The following is a 15,048-nucleotide window of genomic DNA, read 5'->3' on the forward strand; positions in this document are numbered from 1 at the left end:
CGGGTGCGTGGGCCCGCAAGTTGAGGTTCGTAATTGTCGGCGCGACCCACTCGAAGAGCGAACGGTACGGTCACTTCTGGACGCGAGCCTCGGCCAGCGTGACGTAGTTCCCGTTGAGCGGCGTGTCCGCTTCGACGATGATGCGCAACTGTTTGACGCCCTTAACGGCAAGAACTAACCCTTTGGGTTTGTCCTTTCGCTTCAGTTGTTCGGTGAACAGCACCTGACCGTCGGCCTCAATGGTCACCCGGGCGGCGCTCGTCGCGTTCGCGCCGTTCTCGTCGATCCCGACCGTCGCCTTGAATTGCGTGTAGTCGCCCCCGAGGTTGAACGTCGCGACCGTTTCCGGGGCGATGCACACGCCCTTCGGGAACGACTGGTTTTCCAGTTTGATCGTCTCGTTCGAGAGGGACCGGTCCTTCAGGTACGCCGCGGTCGGGTTGAGGCGCTTCTCAATGAGCGGCACCTCGGGCAGTTCGAGCTGCGGGTCGAGGTCCGACAGGTACGCGACGTTGCCGAGCGCGTAATCGAGCTTCACCAGGGCCGCGGTCGAGGCGTACTTGATCGTGGCGCCGGCCACTGTCGTCACGGAAACGCCCTCGGGTGCGATCGAGATCGCGGACGCGGTGAGCGCGTTCCCGAACACGTCGGTCACTTTGCACAGCGTCGCCGGGATGACCGGCGGTTGCGGCTGGTAGAACACGAGCCCCGCCGCACGCGACAACGGGAGCTCGTCCTTCCCGCCGCCCTCCTTCTCGAAGGTTACGAACGGCCTGTTACCCGTCGCGGTCCCGCTCAGCACGGTGCCCTGAATGTACGTGAAGCCGGTTTCTTGTGCGATCACGTACAGGTCGCGCTTGCCGCGGTTCGCCAGCATCTTCTTCCAGGCGTCCCGCACCTTCGCGTCGTCGGCCCGCTTCATCGCGGAAAAAACCGCGCCCATCGGGAGCTCGATTTTCGGAAGGGGGAGGCCCTGCGGACCCGGGACCGGGTCGGCCTCAAACTGTTTGTCTTTCAGGGAGAACTTCACAACGCGGAACGTCGAACCGTCGGTCAGTTCGATCTCGGAGAAGGTCGTCACGTCCTTCGGGACCGGCGCGACCTTGTTCCCCAAATCGACCACCACGATGTCGCGCGCCGGGATCTGCGCCTTGCTCTCGCCCACGGCGAACATCACGCCCTGAGCGTCCACGGCCACGAGCTTCCCGTTGAGCTTCTTGCCGGCACTGGTGGTCACGTCGTCGCCGGTAGCACCGGGTCCGGTAAGAGCAAGAACCGTGAGTCCGGCGGCGAGAGCCACTGCGCGGCGGGGGAATCGCATCGTTGAGTTCCTCGCGCTGACGGAAGGGACGGGTGGCCCGGGCACGCGGTCGACCGCACCCACTGCGAACGGAGAGGCGGTGGCCGATTGCGGTCGGCCACCGCCTAGATTATACCGCCGTAACGCGCCGACCACTCACTTCTTGTACCCGTGGATCTTGTCCAGGGACTCGAAGTAGTTCTTAATCATCGGCTCGAACTTGGCCGGCAGATCACGGGTAATGTCCTGGACGACCTTGGCCCGTTGCGCGGCCGGCAGCGAGCCCCACTGTTCGGCGATCTTGCGGAGCTCCTGGTCGGTGACCTTGCCCGGCCCGCTCCCGCCCATGATCTTGCTGTCGGCGGCCGGCTTGCTCGGGTTCAGGTTGTTGCCGTTACCGTTGCCGTTGCCCTGGCCGCCGCCGGGGCAGTTGCCGCCGTTGCACTGACCACCCTTGCACTGGGATTCGAGTTCCTTGATGATCTCGTCGAGGCGGAACACGATCTTCTTCTGGATGTCCTGGGTCTTTTCGCCGCCGCGGGACAGGTCGAGCCGGCGCCCGCTGTTGTCCATCAGGCGCTCGATGTTCGACAGGTCCTTCGGGTCGCTGGCCCAGTTCTGCATTTCAAAGAACATGAGGGTGGCGACGATCTTGTAGCGGTCCGGGGCGTCGGACACGTCGTCGAGGAGCTTGACGATCGAGGTGATCGCCGCTTCCTTGTCGCCGGTCTTCATCGCGGTCGCGTGGTGCGAAACGGCTTTGAAGAAGTACAGGCTGGCCGGGTCGACGGCGACGTCCGGGTTCACGCCCTTGAGGGCGTCGATGGCCTCTTCGTACACCTTCTTGCTGGCCGCGGCCTTCGCGAACGCGAGGGCGACGTTGGTGCGGAAGAAGGCGTCCTGCTTGTCGTCCTTCAGAATGCCCGGGACCGCGGCCGGGGCCACGGCGTCCTGCTTGCGCACGCTGGCGAGCATCGCGGCGACTTCGGAGTTCCCCAGCGCGAGCGCGTCGGCGGTGCGGTCGAGAACGGTTCGCTTCTCGTCGGCCCAAACCTTGTCGAAAGCGGCCTGATCGAACTTGCCGACCGACTTCAACCACGCTTCGGACTTCGCCTTGGCGGATTCCGGGGTGGCGGCTTTCAGCGTGCTGAAGCCGAACGTCGGCTTTTTGGCCGGTTCAGCGGCGAACGCTGGGGTGACGGTTGTGACCAGTCCCGCGGAGACCGCGGCGGCCGCAAACAGCTGGCGAATCTTCACGACACAACTCCTCGGGTTCGGAAATGGAGCGGAGAGTCACTTGCGATTTTTGCGGACACGCGGTGGCCATCTCTGATCAGAAGACGACCACCACACGCTTTTTTCACACCTGCAACTTACCTTTTTCTGGAAACGGACACAACAAATTTCGTGCCACCATCAGGCACTCCTCATTTTCGGCTCACTGATTTTCCTTGTTCGCGATCTTGTGCAGCATGTCTTGCAGCACTTTCTGGCGGGCGGCGAGTTGGTTCAACTCCGCCTGGATCAGCGGATCTTTGGCCTGTTCGCCCGGATCTTGCTTGTTGTACATGACCGTCCGCTTGTTCACCTGCTCCTGGAGTGACTTCACCAACTTGAGTTCGGCGAGGAGTTCCAGCAGCTTGTTGTCCGGCTTCTTGGCGTTCGGGTCGTTCGGCTTCGGTTCGCTCGGTTTGTTTTCCAGGTCCTGCTTGGCCTTCTTGAGAGCCTCCCTCATCATCTTGAGTTGTTCGATGATGTCGCCCTCGATCTGCTGCGTGTCCTCGCCGACGCGGGCCTCGTTGAGGCGCTTCTGGACCGCTTCCATGTCGCCCCGAACTTCCTTCAGCACGCCCGCGAACACGACCGCGCTGCCCTCGCCCTCCATCAGCTTGAGCGTGGCGTCGGCGATCCCGATGATCTGGCTCTCCTTGTCGGCCTGAGTTTGGCTCTTCTGGATCTCCGCGACCGCCGGCTTGCCGCCGAGCGACTGCACGGTTTTGTAAATGTTTACGGTATCGCCCTGCACTTCGGTTTGCAGCTTGAGCATCAGGGTGACGCGCTGTTCGAGGTTCGCAAGGAGCTTGGCCAGTTCCTTTTCGCGGAGCTGCTTCAGGCGCGCTTCCAGATCCTTGAGCGCCTCTTCCAGCTTCTTGATCGCCTCGTCCTGCTTCTTGGTGGCAGGGGTCTTCTCGTTCTTCTTGATGTCCTCTTCAGCGCCCTGCTGTTGCGGGACGGCCTCTTGCACGTTCTGCGCGGCCGGGTCCTTCTTGCCGCCTTGCGGGGGCGGGTTACCGCCCGAGGGCGAACCGCCGCTCTTGGAACCGCCGGGGCTGGGCTGGCCCATGCCCATCCCGCCCATGCCCTCGCCGCCCATCGGCTTGCCCTCGCCGCCCGGTTGGCCGGCCGACGGCTTGCTATCGGCCTTACCCGCGCCCTGGGCCTTGCTCTCGCCGCTCATCGGCTTGGGCTCGCCGCCCATCGGGTCCATCGGTTTGGCTTCGCCGCTCGGCTTGGCCTCGCCGCCCTTCGGGTCCATCGGGGCCGGCTTGTCGCCGCCGGGCATCCCGGCCATCGGCATCCCGCCCACCGGCTTGGCTTCGCCCCCGCCCTTCGGGTCCATTGGCATCCCACCCATACCCTCGGCCTTGTTGTCGCTCTTGTTTTCCTTGGTGTCGGGCTTGTTCTCGGCGGTGTTCTCGCCCGGCTTCGGCTCGGCCTTGTTCTCGGACTTCGGCTCCTGTTTCTCGCCGCCGTTCGGGTTGCCCTTGTCGTTCGGGTTGGCCGCCTTCGCGAGCGCGTTGGCCAGGTCCTGCGTCTTCTTCGCGAGGTCGTTCTGGTCCTTCGCGAGCTTGTCGGCGTCGCTCTTCGGGTTGAAGGTCCGCGCGAGCAGGTTCTCCTGCTTGGTTTTCACCTCGCGGATCGCCTTGATCGCCGCTTCGAGCTTCTCGATCTCCTTCCGCAACCGGGCGCTTTCGTCATCGGTTTCGAGGATACTGAGGATCTCGGTCAGCGCGTCAATCAGCTTCTTGTCCTTGCCAAGTAGCGACTCGAAGTCGCTGCCGCCGAGGTTCTTACCGTTGAGCCCCTCAATGAGCTCCTTGAACAGCTTCTCGACGCCCCGCTCTTCGGCCAATTTCAGAACGGACCGGAGGGACTTGGCCCGATCCTTGTCTTCGGGGCTGTCGCTCTTCTCCCACTTCTGGGCGAGCCGTAACACCTGTTCCGTGAAGCTCTTGTAGAACTTCAGGTTCTCTTCTTGACTCCGCTTGGTACCGGTAGCGGGCACGGGCGTTGGCTGCTGGGCGGTAATGACCGAGGTGAGCACGAACAAGCCGACCGTCGCTGCGAAAGTCAGCGGCAGGAATGTCGGCAACCGGCGGAACATGGGAAGCCTCCCTCCGAGGGGGCGATGCGGCAAATCCGCGTCGCCGGGTGTTCATTCGTCTGCCATTGTGACGACCTGCGAGAGGGCCGCCAACAGACAACGGGGGAAAAACCACAAGCGTTCGGGCAGATGTTACAGTCCGTTACGAATTCGATTTCTGCCTGCCCGTAATTGCACCGCGGAGCGATCTACTTGTGGGCACATTCGCTCTGTGAGCGGGCAGGTTTGGAACAGAAAGAACAAGGCGGACGCCGCTCCTTCACAGCAGGAAGCACCAGTCTTCGCCCCGGAGGGGCCGGCGTCCGTAGCACAGGGCGGAACCCCTGTGTGATTGAGAACTACTTCACGACCACCGTCACTTCAACCGGGGCACCAACAGCCGGGGTGAGGGTGATCTTATAAGTGCCCTCTTTTGCTCCCGCTTTGACCTCGTAATCGAACCGGAACTGGTGCGTTTCGTAAGTGAGTTTCAGTTCCGCGGGTACCGTAATGGAGGGATCGGACGCGATTACTTTTACGGTGAGGTCGTCTTCTTTGTACTTCGCCCAGATGATCGTGTGGCTCAACTTCTTGGCCTCGCCCTTCGTCAGGGCCACCGCACCGATCTGGCCGATGGTCGGTTTCTCACTGAGGTAAATATCGTCAAAAGCCCTTTTCATCTTTTCAATTTGCGCCTGGACGACAAGCTGATCGTCCTTGATTTTCTTAATCATCTTGATCACGAACTCTTTGTTCTGCGACTCACCGATCTCCTTGCGGATCTCCGCGAGAAGTTGCTCGAGCGTCCACAGTGACTGCTCGGCGTCGCTCACCGCGACGAGGGGCGCCCAGCGGCCGCCGTTCAGCACGTTCTGAACGTTGTTCATCAGGTTCTGCGTTTTGGGGAACGCGACCGACGCTTGCGGGTCCTCGCTCAGGATGCCCTCGAGGCGCCCGCAATACTTGAGGTAGTTATTCGTGGTCACATCAATGACCCGGTTCACCTGGCACTCGCGGGCGATCCGGCGGAACTCGCGGAGCACCGTCTGAACGATGTCCCGGGCCTTCTCGACGTCCTGGGAGGCGTCCTGGTGGCGCACCTTGACGGCGTCCACTTGCTCGGGCGTTTCGTCCTTAAAGCCGTTCGAGTTGCGGATGAAGTCGTACTTCCGTTTGGCCGCCGCGAGTTTCACGAGCGCCTCGTCGAGGCGCGTGCCGAGTTGCTCCTCTTCCTTGCTAATTTCGAGCAGCAGATCGCCCTCGGAAACGATGCGCAGGCGGATCGGCTCGCTACTGCGGGTGACGCGCGGGCCGCCGTCGGCGTCGGCGTTATTGTCGGTGGCCTGCACGAACAGGTCCATGCGGTAACTCGGCTGGATGTCGCCCCGCGGCGCCAGGATCTTGATGATCCCCTGGTCGTTGAGTTCCTTCAGGTCGAAGTAGTCGCGGTCCGCGTTCTTCAGTTCGATCTTGCGCACCGCTTCGGGGTTCGTCTCGTCCGCGCTGGGCGTTTTGAGCAGGGCGTCGAGGCGCTCCTTGGTGTCGCGCCGGAGCTTGCTGCTCTGGTTCACGAACTCGCTGACGAACACCGACGCACTGAGCCGGTCGTCGGACTTGTCGAGCATGCGGAAGTTGTCCGCGTGCAGGCGCGGGAGCATAAGGGCCGGGAGGTACCGTTGACCGGCGCCGGGCGCGTCGAGGAGCGAGCGCAGGGCGTACTTCGTCCGTATCGCGCGGACCGTGTCGGAGTCTTCTGCGTAGTAGTTGAACTGGTACTCGACCTTGCTCAGCCCGTTGTCGTCCTTGATGAAGCTGTCCGGGTTGAACGGGATGCGGGCCACCGGCGTGACGAGGTACACGTTGCCCGACTTGCGGATCACGTCCACGCCCACTTCCACCACCGGCGGTTGGTCCTGCGTGACCTGGATCAGGACCGACCGCGTCGTGCTGACGGCGTATTTGTTCGTGTACGTCACCTTGAACTCGACCGGGTCTTTGAGCCGGAAGTCGACGTTCGCCCGCGCGTCTTTTTCGGGGTAGGCGCCCTTGAGAACCGACACGGCGGCCTGTGAGACCGGCCCCAGGTCGTCCCACGTGTTGCGGAACATGATGCTGAAACCCTTACCGCCCTCGGTCACCTGAACCGGCACGGGCGCCTGCGTCATCTTGCCGTCGTCGCCGAATGCCGCGCCCGGGAACTTCCCGGTGACCGGGACCGCGACCGCGGACACGACCGCGTCGTTGTCCGACAACTTGCCCTCGTCGTCGGTATAGGCGTCGGCGACGAGGAGCACCTGCGAGCCCGCGGGCACCACGACGACGGACCGCTCGCCAGTGAGCGAGAGGTTCCGCTCGGTCATCACCTGGCGCTTGCCCTTCAGGTCGTCGAAGCTCGCCCCCTGGGGCGGCGCGTGGTGCAGGTAACTCGGTTCTTCCTGGACGCGGTACAGCCGCTTGAGCGAGGGGGGCGGGATGAGCCGGATGCGGTGCCCGCGGGTGGAGAAGTCGTCGGCCCTCACGACGAACTCGACGTCCTCCTTCAGCCCGCTGATGTCACCGGTGAACTCGTTGTTCTGCTTCGGCGTCAGGGTGCCGCCGCCGCGGAACTTGGCCCCAACGTACTTGAACGACACCTCGATCGGCACCTCGACCCGGAACGTCTGCCCGCTCTCGTCGCGCTCCGCGTTCCCGTCCTTGTCGGACTTGGTCACCCACCGCGTCAGTTCGAGTTTACGCAGGGTGCGCCCCATGCTCGGCTGGTCCGCTCTCGCGCTCAGGGCCTTGAACACCTCTTGCGCCTCGGCGAACTTGTCCCCGAGTGACTGGCGCAGCGACGCGCGGTAAGCGGCCGCTTCGGGCGCGAGCGATTCGTCGGGCGCGTCGTCCGGGACGAACAGCCGGCGCTCGACGGTGTCCACGGTCCATTCGGACGCGCTTTTCGGCACGCTGCCCTTCGGCTCGTCGGCGAACCGCAGCACTTCAAAATCGAGCTCCGGAGCCTTGCGCCCGACGAGCCCCTCGGTCACGTCCGCCCACACCATCGGGCGCCACCCCTCGGGCGCGGAGGCGTCCGCGACGACCCACTTGTACGCGCGGGCCGTGACCGGCACCGTCGCCACGTCGCGGCTGACGGTCGCCTCGGTCTCGGGGAAGCCGACCAGTTCGATGTGCGCCCGGCGCGGCCAGGGCGTGTTCATCAGGGCGACGTTGCGCTCGAGGAAGATCCCGGTGACGTGCGCGAACTTCCACCCGAACCGGTACGGGCTGGCCGCCTTCGTTGCGACCGCGTGGCTCGCGAACGCGACGCCCAGGGTGCCGACCAGCAGCCCCAACGCGACGAACCCCATCACCCACAACCGGCGCCAGTCGAACACCTCGTTCACCGGCACCGTGCCGACCCGCTCCCGGGCCTCGGCGATGGTGATGTTAATCATCTCCTTCGAGTACCCGAACTTGCCCATCGCGTCGACGTCGGCCATTTCGACGGCGGTGATGAGTCGGTCGCCGAGCACCTTCGGGAACTTGCGCTCCAGAACCAGCGCGAGGGCCGGGTAGGAAAACTCTTTCGTCAGTCGGGTGGCGATCCGGAACACCAGGAACGCCGCGAACAGTCCCAGCGCGGCGATCAGGGCGACCACGCGGAAGCCCCGCCCCGCGTCGAGCGCCCAGTCCCAGCCCGAAACCTTGAACAGCCCGAAGTCCAGGACCAGCCCGAGCACGAACCAGGCGGCCACGAAGAGGATCGCGGAGATCGCGCCCTCGATGACGATGTAGCGCCGGATGATGCCGCGGAGCCGGTCCAGCGGGTGGTACACCTGTGGGTCGCGCGCCCGGTCGGAGCCCTCGGACCGTCGGGTTTGTTCCGCGGTTGCCATATCGTCGTCACCCAGTATTCAGTGGTGTCGTGTTCGTTAGTTCGGTGTTCGTCGCCGCGCCCGGCGGGGTTCGAGGTCCGCCGGGCGCGAAGCACCAGTCGCGTTACGCCAAGCGGAGGAGCTTGCGGCCCAGCCACTCGAACGAGAGCAGGAAGATGACCGCCAGCATGACGACCGAGAGCCGCTGACCGGACCACCACGAGGCCAGGTACTTGTTGGTGCCCTCGCTCTCCGGGGTCCAGGTCGGCATGTCGAACCCGCGGTCCCACAGGTCGTTCACCGGTCCGCGGTTCTGCGTGCTCACCTTCTTGGTCACCATGCACTCGGGGATCAGTTTCAGCAGTTCGGGCTCGCCGACCTTGAACGCGAGACGGTGGACCCCGGCGTCCTTCGGGAGCTTGGTTCCGAATTCGACCTTCACCTTGTCCGGCAACCGGGCCTGGAAGTCCTTGTCGAACTCGCTGGCCATCCGGAGCATCGACGGGAAGTCGGGTTTCTTGTTGTCCATTTCCGGGTCGGCCGCGCGGATCTTGAACTCGCCGGACAGCTTTTCGGACGAGTCCGGGACGTCGATCTCGACGCGGTAGAGCGCCTCGCCGGCGGCGAAGGTCTTCGGGTCGAGCAGAACTTGGCCGCCGTAGTAGCCGTCGAACGCGCCGCCGGGGTTCGTCTTGGGCGCCAGGTCGAACGGGCCGAACGAGCGCTTGTCGCCCCCGCCCGCGGGCTCCTGGACGATGGTGAACTTCGGCGCGGCCGCGGTGATGTCGTAGGGCCGGGCGCTCTCGTTGAGGACGCGGGCCTGGACGCGGAGCGGGGCGCCGGAGACGGCCTCCTTCGCGACCAGCACGCGCCCGCGCGGGGCCTTGATGTTCCGCTTGCCCGCCATGTACTTAATCATCTTGATCCAGATGCGCTCGAAGTACTCGCGGCCCGTGCCCTCGCCGGGCTCGAACACGCGCATCTTGTAGAACTCGCCCGACGCGAGGAAGCAGGTGCGCCAGGACGCGGACGGGTTATTCGTCACCAGATAGGGGAGCTTGACGAGTTCCCCCGTGTCGCCCACGTCGGCGAACTCCGCGAGCACCGCGCTACCGGCTTTGACCCCGCCGATGCCAACGTCCGCCTTGAGCGGGTAGCACGAGAAGAAGCCGCGGGCCGGGAACAGTTCCGACTTGAGGTCACCGTCCGGGACGTACTTTTCGCGGTCGGTGAAGAACCGCTCCCACCCGGCGACGGGGTCGTCCGCGACCTTGTCGTCGAGCTTCAGCAGGTCCGAACCGATGATCGCCTTCGAGTTCAGGTAGAGGCGCCGCGGGGTCCGCGGGGTCCCCTTGAACCGCACGGCGATGATGTCGGCCGGTTGGACCGGCAGGACGTCCAGGACCGGGTCGAGTCGGCTGTCCTTCTCGACGCGGGCGAGCTGGAACGTGTTGATCGGCCCGGCGACGTAAATGAGCCCGCCGCCCCCCTCCTTGACCCACCGGCGGAGGTCCTCGGCCTGCTGGACCGAGAGCTCCGACCAGTCCGGGTCGAACGCCACGATCACGTCGTACTCGTTGAGGTTGTACGCCTTCTCCGGGTCGTCCTTGATCGCGGGCTTCAGGTCGAACTTCGTCGGGAACCGCGGGATGACGAGTTCGTCCTGCTCGGCGGTGAGCTTGCCGGTCGTACCGGCGTCGTTCTGCACGAACGTGGTGAGCGACGCGCGCTTGTCCATCACCTCGCGGACCAGCAGCGTGCGGAGGAAGCTGAACTCGCGCGACGGGGCACCGGCCATCAGGAGGATGCGGAGCTTCTGTTGGACGACGTTGACCTCGCGCACGGCGCTGATGTGCTCCGGGTCCGGGAACGCCTCGAGCGGGTCTTTGGCGATCCGGGCGCGCGCGGACCACTTGCCCTCGGGGAGCACGCGCTTCTTGATGGCCGCGTCCTTCGACTCGACGGTGAGCGTTTCCGGCAACTTGGCCGGGTCGATGACGAACTCGGTCTGGCCGTGCGGCGGGTCGCCGGGCGCGAACGTGAGCTTCTGCGTGATCTGATGGTCCGGCCCCACGGCCTTGATGTCGCGGCCCGGCAACCAGAGGTCGAGGAACACTTCGACTTCCTTGTTCGCGAGGTTCACGCCGTCGGCCTCGACGATGATCTTCCACGCCTCGTCGATCGGTGCGCTATCGGGAGCCTGGACGTCGGTGATGGTGATCGCGGCCGAGGACCGCTCCTCGCCGACGGTGATCGTGAACACCGGGATCTTTTCGCGGACCGCGCGGTCCCGGAGCTCGACGTAACTCGAATCCGACCCGAGGTTGCTCCGGCCGTCCGACAACACGATGATGCCCTGCACCATGTTGGACGACTCGCGGTTGATCGCGGCGGAAATCGAGTCGGGAACGTTGGTGCCCATCGTGATGGTGCGGGCCACATCGATCCGCTTGTCGAGCTTCTCCAGATTCTTGCGCAGGGCCGTGATATCGTCCTCCGACTCGAGGCCCGAGAACGACTTCAACTCCGCGTCGGCCTTGCGCGCGAACCAGGTCTGTGCCCAGTCCGCGGTCCCGGGGCCGTCGCCCCATTCCCGCACGCCCCGGATTTGAGTCTTGCCAGCCTCCGAGAGCCCGCGGAGCACGAACGGCTTGAAGTCGTACTTGCGGAACGCTTCCCAGTCCGCCCTGGACCACCCCGCGTCGCCCTGCCCGATCATCGTCGGGGACTCGTCGAGCCGCGTGCCGAAGGCGTAGACCGCGACCGGGTTCTTCTCCAGGAGGTTCTTCAGGAACGCGACCTTCTCGTCCGTCAGGAACTCGATGAGGATGTCCATCCGGGTCCGGGACTTCTTCGCGGCCCCGGAGCCGATCTCGTCGGTCACATCAGTCACGCTCGGGCTGATGTCGAGCAGGAGGACGACGCGCGACTGCTTGTTGGTGTCCTCCCAGGTCTGCATCGCGGGGAGCAGGAAGACGAAGCAGAGGATCGCGTACACCGTGATCCGCATGAGAGCGAGCGGGCCGGCGAAGTACCACCGCACGGTCCGCGTGTCCTTGAGGTACATGAAGACGACGAAGACCGAGCCGAGCGCGAACAGCCCGATCGTGAGGGCGTACCACTTCACGACGTTCCCGGCGCTGCCCGTCGAGAGGGTCTCGCCCGTGCCCTTCGCCGGCTCCGCGTCGCGGACGTTGTAGAAGTACATCCCGACCACGACGTAAGTAATCAGGAAGAGCCAGAACCCGGACCGGAGCTTCGCCGCGACCGGGTCCTTCGCGCCGGGCTGGTGCTTGGCGGCGTTCGCGTACTTGTACGTGACGCGCGCGACCAGCGCGAGGACCACGAGGGCCAGGAGCACCTGACAGTAAATGTTCCCGGCGAAAGCGCCGATCGCGTCTCCGCTGAACTGGTCGAACGAGTCGGACACGCGCCGGAACACGAACTCGTTCTTTTTCGTCGTCGTTGTTTCGTTCATCGCCTGCTCGCGGGTGTCCGGTCGTGTTTGTTCGTGTGTTGGTGTTTCGCTCGCGGACCCCGCCCGCCCCTGGGTCGGGCGGGTCCGCCTCGGATCAGGCCGCCCCGGCGGGCGCACCGGCCGGAACCGGCGGGGCCGTCGTGTGGGCGAACGCCGCCGCCGCACTGGGGGCCAACAGTTCCAGGTCCTCCGGCTTCGAGTGGTAACTGATCCGCACCGCCCAGGCCTGTTCCGCGATCAGCAGGAGCAGGATGAGCAGGTACAGCCAGCGCCGGCTCGACATGTCCGTCGGCTTCTGCTTGAGCTGATCGATCCACGAGAGGTCTTCGATGTTGTGGAGCGGCGCCTTGTTGGTTTGGGTCGCGAGGTCGTCCGTGTTGGCGCGGTGCATGTCGCCCTCGCGCGTCGCGTCCACGTTGAAGGCAACCGCGGCGTAGTCCGGCTGCTCCGCGGGCGTACCGGGCGGGTCCTTGTCGCCCTTGAGCCGCGTCAGGCTGAAGATGTACGCGCCGGGCACTTTCGCGTCGGCGTAAGACAACTGGAACGGCCGGCGCGGGGCGTCCGGGGCCGCGTCGACCGCGTTCGCGGGCTGGTCGAGCGCCTGGTCGCCGAGCGCCTTCGGGATCAGCCCGCCCGCGGGCTTCTCGGACTTCACCGGATCGAACGTGAGCAGGTGCCGCGCCACGGAGGGCTTGTACCGCCCGGCCTCGAACTCCGCGAAGTACCGGTCGCCCAGCGACAGGTTCCCTTCCCCCCCGCCGCCGGACAGGTACTTCTGCATCTCGCTCACCACGACGACCCAGCCCGGGCTGCCCTTGCCCGAGGGCCAGTCGGTCCACTGCTTGCTGGTGCCGTGCGTGCCGCCCGCGTCGGTGGTCATCACCGCGACGCGCCCGCGCCCGAACGTCTTCGCGACGTACAGCGGGTCGCCGAACTTGGCCTCGTCGCGGAGCTGCATCGCCAGCGGTTTGATCTCGGCCAGTTCGGGCTGGTTCCAGAAGTCGCGCAGGATCGGCTCGCTCTCGTCGCCGTCGTTGATCTGGTCGCAGAGCAACTGGTCCAGGTGCCGCGCGAGGATCGAGAGCGGGAGCCCGACCTGGGCCGGGGTCTCCTCGATGTTCTTAATCAGTGGGGTGAGGTACTTGCGCGCCTTCTCGAACTTCGCGTCCCCGTACTTCGCGCGCACCGCCTTGGCCAGCTCCTTGGCCGGGGCCTCGAAGTCCGCGATCGGCTTCTCGTTCGGCATGCAGTACAGCTCCTGCACCGACTTGTCGTCGCGCCAGCTCCCGCGCCGGGCGATGGGCCAGTACGAGTCGATGTTGGTGAACAAGAAGTATCGCTCGACCTCGCTGTCCTTCGCGGTCCCGCCGCGCTCGTTGGTGTAGATCGCGTTGAGCGCCGGGTGCAGCCGGTTGGCCGGGTCGCGGAGGATCACGCGCTTGCCGAACGCGATCTCGCGCGCCAGTTTCTGTTCCTCCTTCAGCACAACCGGTTCTTTGATCGAGAGCGGCACGGGGAAGAACCCTTGCCCGCCGCGGAACATACGCGCGGTGTAGTCCTCGGGCTTCACGTCCGGCCCGAGGAACACTCCGACCCCGCCGCCGCCCGTGACGAACCGCTCCAGGTTCGTGACCGCGGCCGCACTCAGTTGGGGAACGTTGAGCAGGTAGACCGTGGAGAACGGGCGCAGGTCGTACCCGTCGAGCTTCGGGGCCTCGGTCACGACCCAGTCGATCCCGCCGAACGAGTCGAGGAACAGCTTACGGAGATAGAAGCTGTCGCCCTCCTGCTTGTCGCGCTTGTCGACCCGCCCGTCGACCACGAGCACTTGCAGTTTCGGGCGCACCTCGACGACGGTGTGGCGCACGTTGTCGATCGCCAGGCCGCCCGCCTCCGGGGTGCCCAGGACCGCGGTCACGAGGTTGAACCGGTCCAGCGGCTTGTCGCGCGACCCGGTTTGGGTGAACGTCGCCTGGCACGACTGGACCCGCTCCTGGTTGGCCGGGAGGCTGGGGAACACCATCGAGGGGATCGTGTCCTTGACGCCGTTGAGGTAGAAGTCGACCCGCACCTCCTTGAGGTCGGTCCCGCCGAAGTTCTTGATCCGCACCTCGATGTCGGTCTGCTGGTTGGCCGCGACGACGCGGTTGCGCGGCTTGACCTCGACGATGGACACGTTGTCGGCGGATTGCGGGGACTTGCGGTCCGGCTTGCGCGCCGGGTTCACGACGTCGATGAAGTGGACCGTGACGCCGAGGTCCTTCAACTCGGTGAGCTTGCCCTGGATCGTGTCGCCGTCCTCGGCCCAGTCCACGCTCCGCAAGTCGGAGATGACGTGGACGACCTTGGCGTTGGTCGCGGGCGCGTCGCCGAGCAGCGCCCGGGCCGCGTCGAGCCCGTCCCGCAGGCTCTTGCGCACGGTCGTGACCTGGAGCGGCTTCAGGTGCCCCTCCATCTCGCTGATGCCGAGGGCGGTCACTTTCGCGTCGTCGGTCTTCGCCGGGAACGGCTTGTCGAGCTCCGAGAGCTTGAGCACCTGCATGGTCTGGTTGGTCGTCGCCTCGGCCGTGGCCGGCATCAGCTTCTCGTAGACGAGCCGCTTGGCTTCCGCGTAGGCGTCGGTCGGCGAGCCGTCCTCGCGGCGCCAGGCGTCGGCCATGCTCGGGGTGTCGTCGAGGATGACGAGGTGCGTGGTGGGCCGCGTCTCCATGCCCTTCGAGCCCGAGCACCCCCCGATGTAGCGCGCGAACAGCAGCCCCGCGAAGAACACGAGCAGGCAGCGCAGGAGGAGCAGCAACAACTGCTCGAGGATCTTGCGCCGGCGCATGCGCTTCTGGGCTTTGAGCAGGAACTCCATCGCCGCCCACTTGACGCGCCGGTACCGGATCCGGTTGATCAGGTGGATGATGATCGGCACGCTGACGAGGGCCGCGCCGGCCAGGAACGTCCACGGGTTGAGGAACTGCGACAGCATCGGTGCGAATCTCGGCGTCGGTGGTCGGTACGGGTCGCCGCGCGTCTCCCTCCCGCCCATCTCACGGGGCGGGAGCGG

At 65.3% G+C, this 15,048-nt stretch carries 6 protein-coding genes; all 6 read right to left on the reverse strand.

Features of this window, described 5'->3' with window-relative positions; genetic code table 11:
• Positions 1-70: 70 nt before the first annotated feature.
• A complete protein-coding gene (locus tag J8F10_RS07555; protein ID WP_210653230.1) occupies positions 71-1,321 on the reverse strand; it encodes an NPCBM/NEW2 domain-containing protein in 1,251 nt (416 codons plus the stop codon).
• Between the two features lie 135 nt (positions 1,322-1,456).
• On the reverse strand, positions 1,457-2,557 hold the full coding sequence (locus J8F10_RS07560; RefSeq protein WP_210653231.1) for a hypothetical protein: 1,101 nt from the start codon (positions 2,555-2,557) through the stop codon (positions 1,457-1,459).
• A gap of 181 nt (positions 2,558-2,738) precedes the next feature.
• A complete protein-coding gene (locus J8F10_RS07565) occupies positions 2,739-4,685 on the reverse strand; it encodes a hypothetical protein (protein WP_210653232.1) in 1,947 nt (648 codons plus the stop codon).
• Positions 4,686-5,023: 338 nt separating this feature from the next.
• Positions 5,024-8,539, reverse strand: a complete 3,516-nt coding sequence (locus J8F10_RS07570) for a hypothetical protein (RefSeq protein ID WP_210653233.1) — start codon at positions 8,537-8,539, stop codon at positions 5,024-5,026.
• Between the two features lie 103 nt (positions 8,540-8,642).
• Positions 8,643-11,996: a VWA domain-containing protein gene (locus J8F10_RS07575; protein ID WP_210653234.1), complete on the reverse strand. Its 3,354-nt coding sequence runs from the start codon at positions 11,994-11,996 to the stop codon at positions 8,643-8,645.
• Positions 11,997-12,090: 94 nt separating this feature from the next.
• Positions 12,091-14,970 (reverse strand): BatA domain-containing protein, encoded by a 2,880-nt coding sequence (locus tag J8F10_RS07580; RefSeq protein ID WP_210653235.1) that lies wholly within the window; start codon positions 14,968-14,970, stop codon positions 12,091-12,093.
• Positions 14,971-15,048 lie beyond the last annotated feature (78 nt).

The sequence above is a fragment of the Gemmata palustris genome (assembly GCF_017939745.1).
Classification (GTDB): Bacteria; Planctomycetota; Planctomycetia; order Gemmatales; family Gemmataceae; genus Gemmata; species Gemmata palustris.

Excerpts from the sequence above, each read along its gene's own strand:
- J8F10_RS07580 (WP_210653235.1), bottom strand. The coding sequence starts at position 14,970 with ATGCTGTCGCAGTTCCTCAACCCGTGGACGTTCCTGGCCGGCGCGGCC.
- J8F10_RS07565 (WP_210653232.1), bottom strand. The coding sequence starts at position 4,685 with ATGTTCCGCCGGTTGCCGACATTCCTGCCGCTGACTTTCGCAGCGACG.
- J8F10_RS07570 (WP_210653233.1), bottom strand. The coding sequence starts at position 8,539 with ATGGCAACCGCGGAACAAACCCGACGGTCCGAGGGCTCCGACCGGGCG.
- J8F10_RS07555 (WP_210653230.1), bottom strand. The coding sequence starts at position 1,321 with ATGCGATTCCCCCGCCGCGCAGTGGCTCTCGCCGCCGGACTCACGGTT.
- J8F10_RS07575 (WP_210653234.1), bottom strand. The coding sequence starts at position 11,996 with ATGAACGAAACAACGACGACGAAAAAGAACGAGTTCGTGTTCCGGCGC.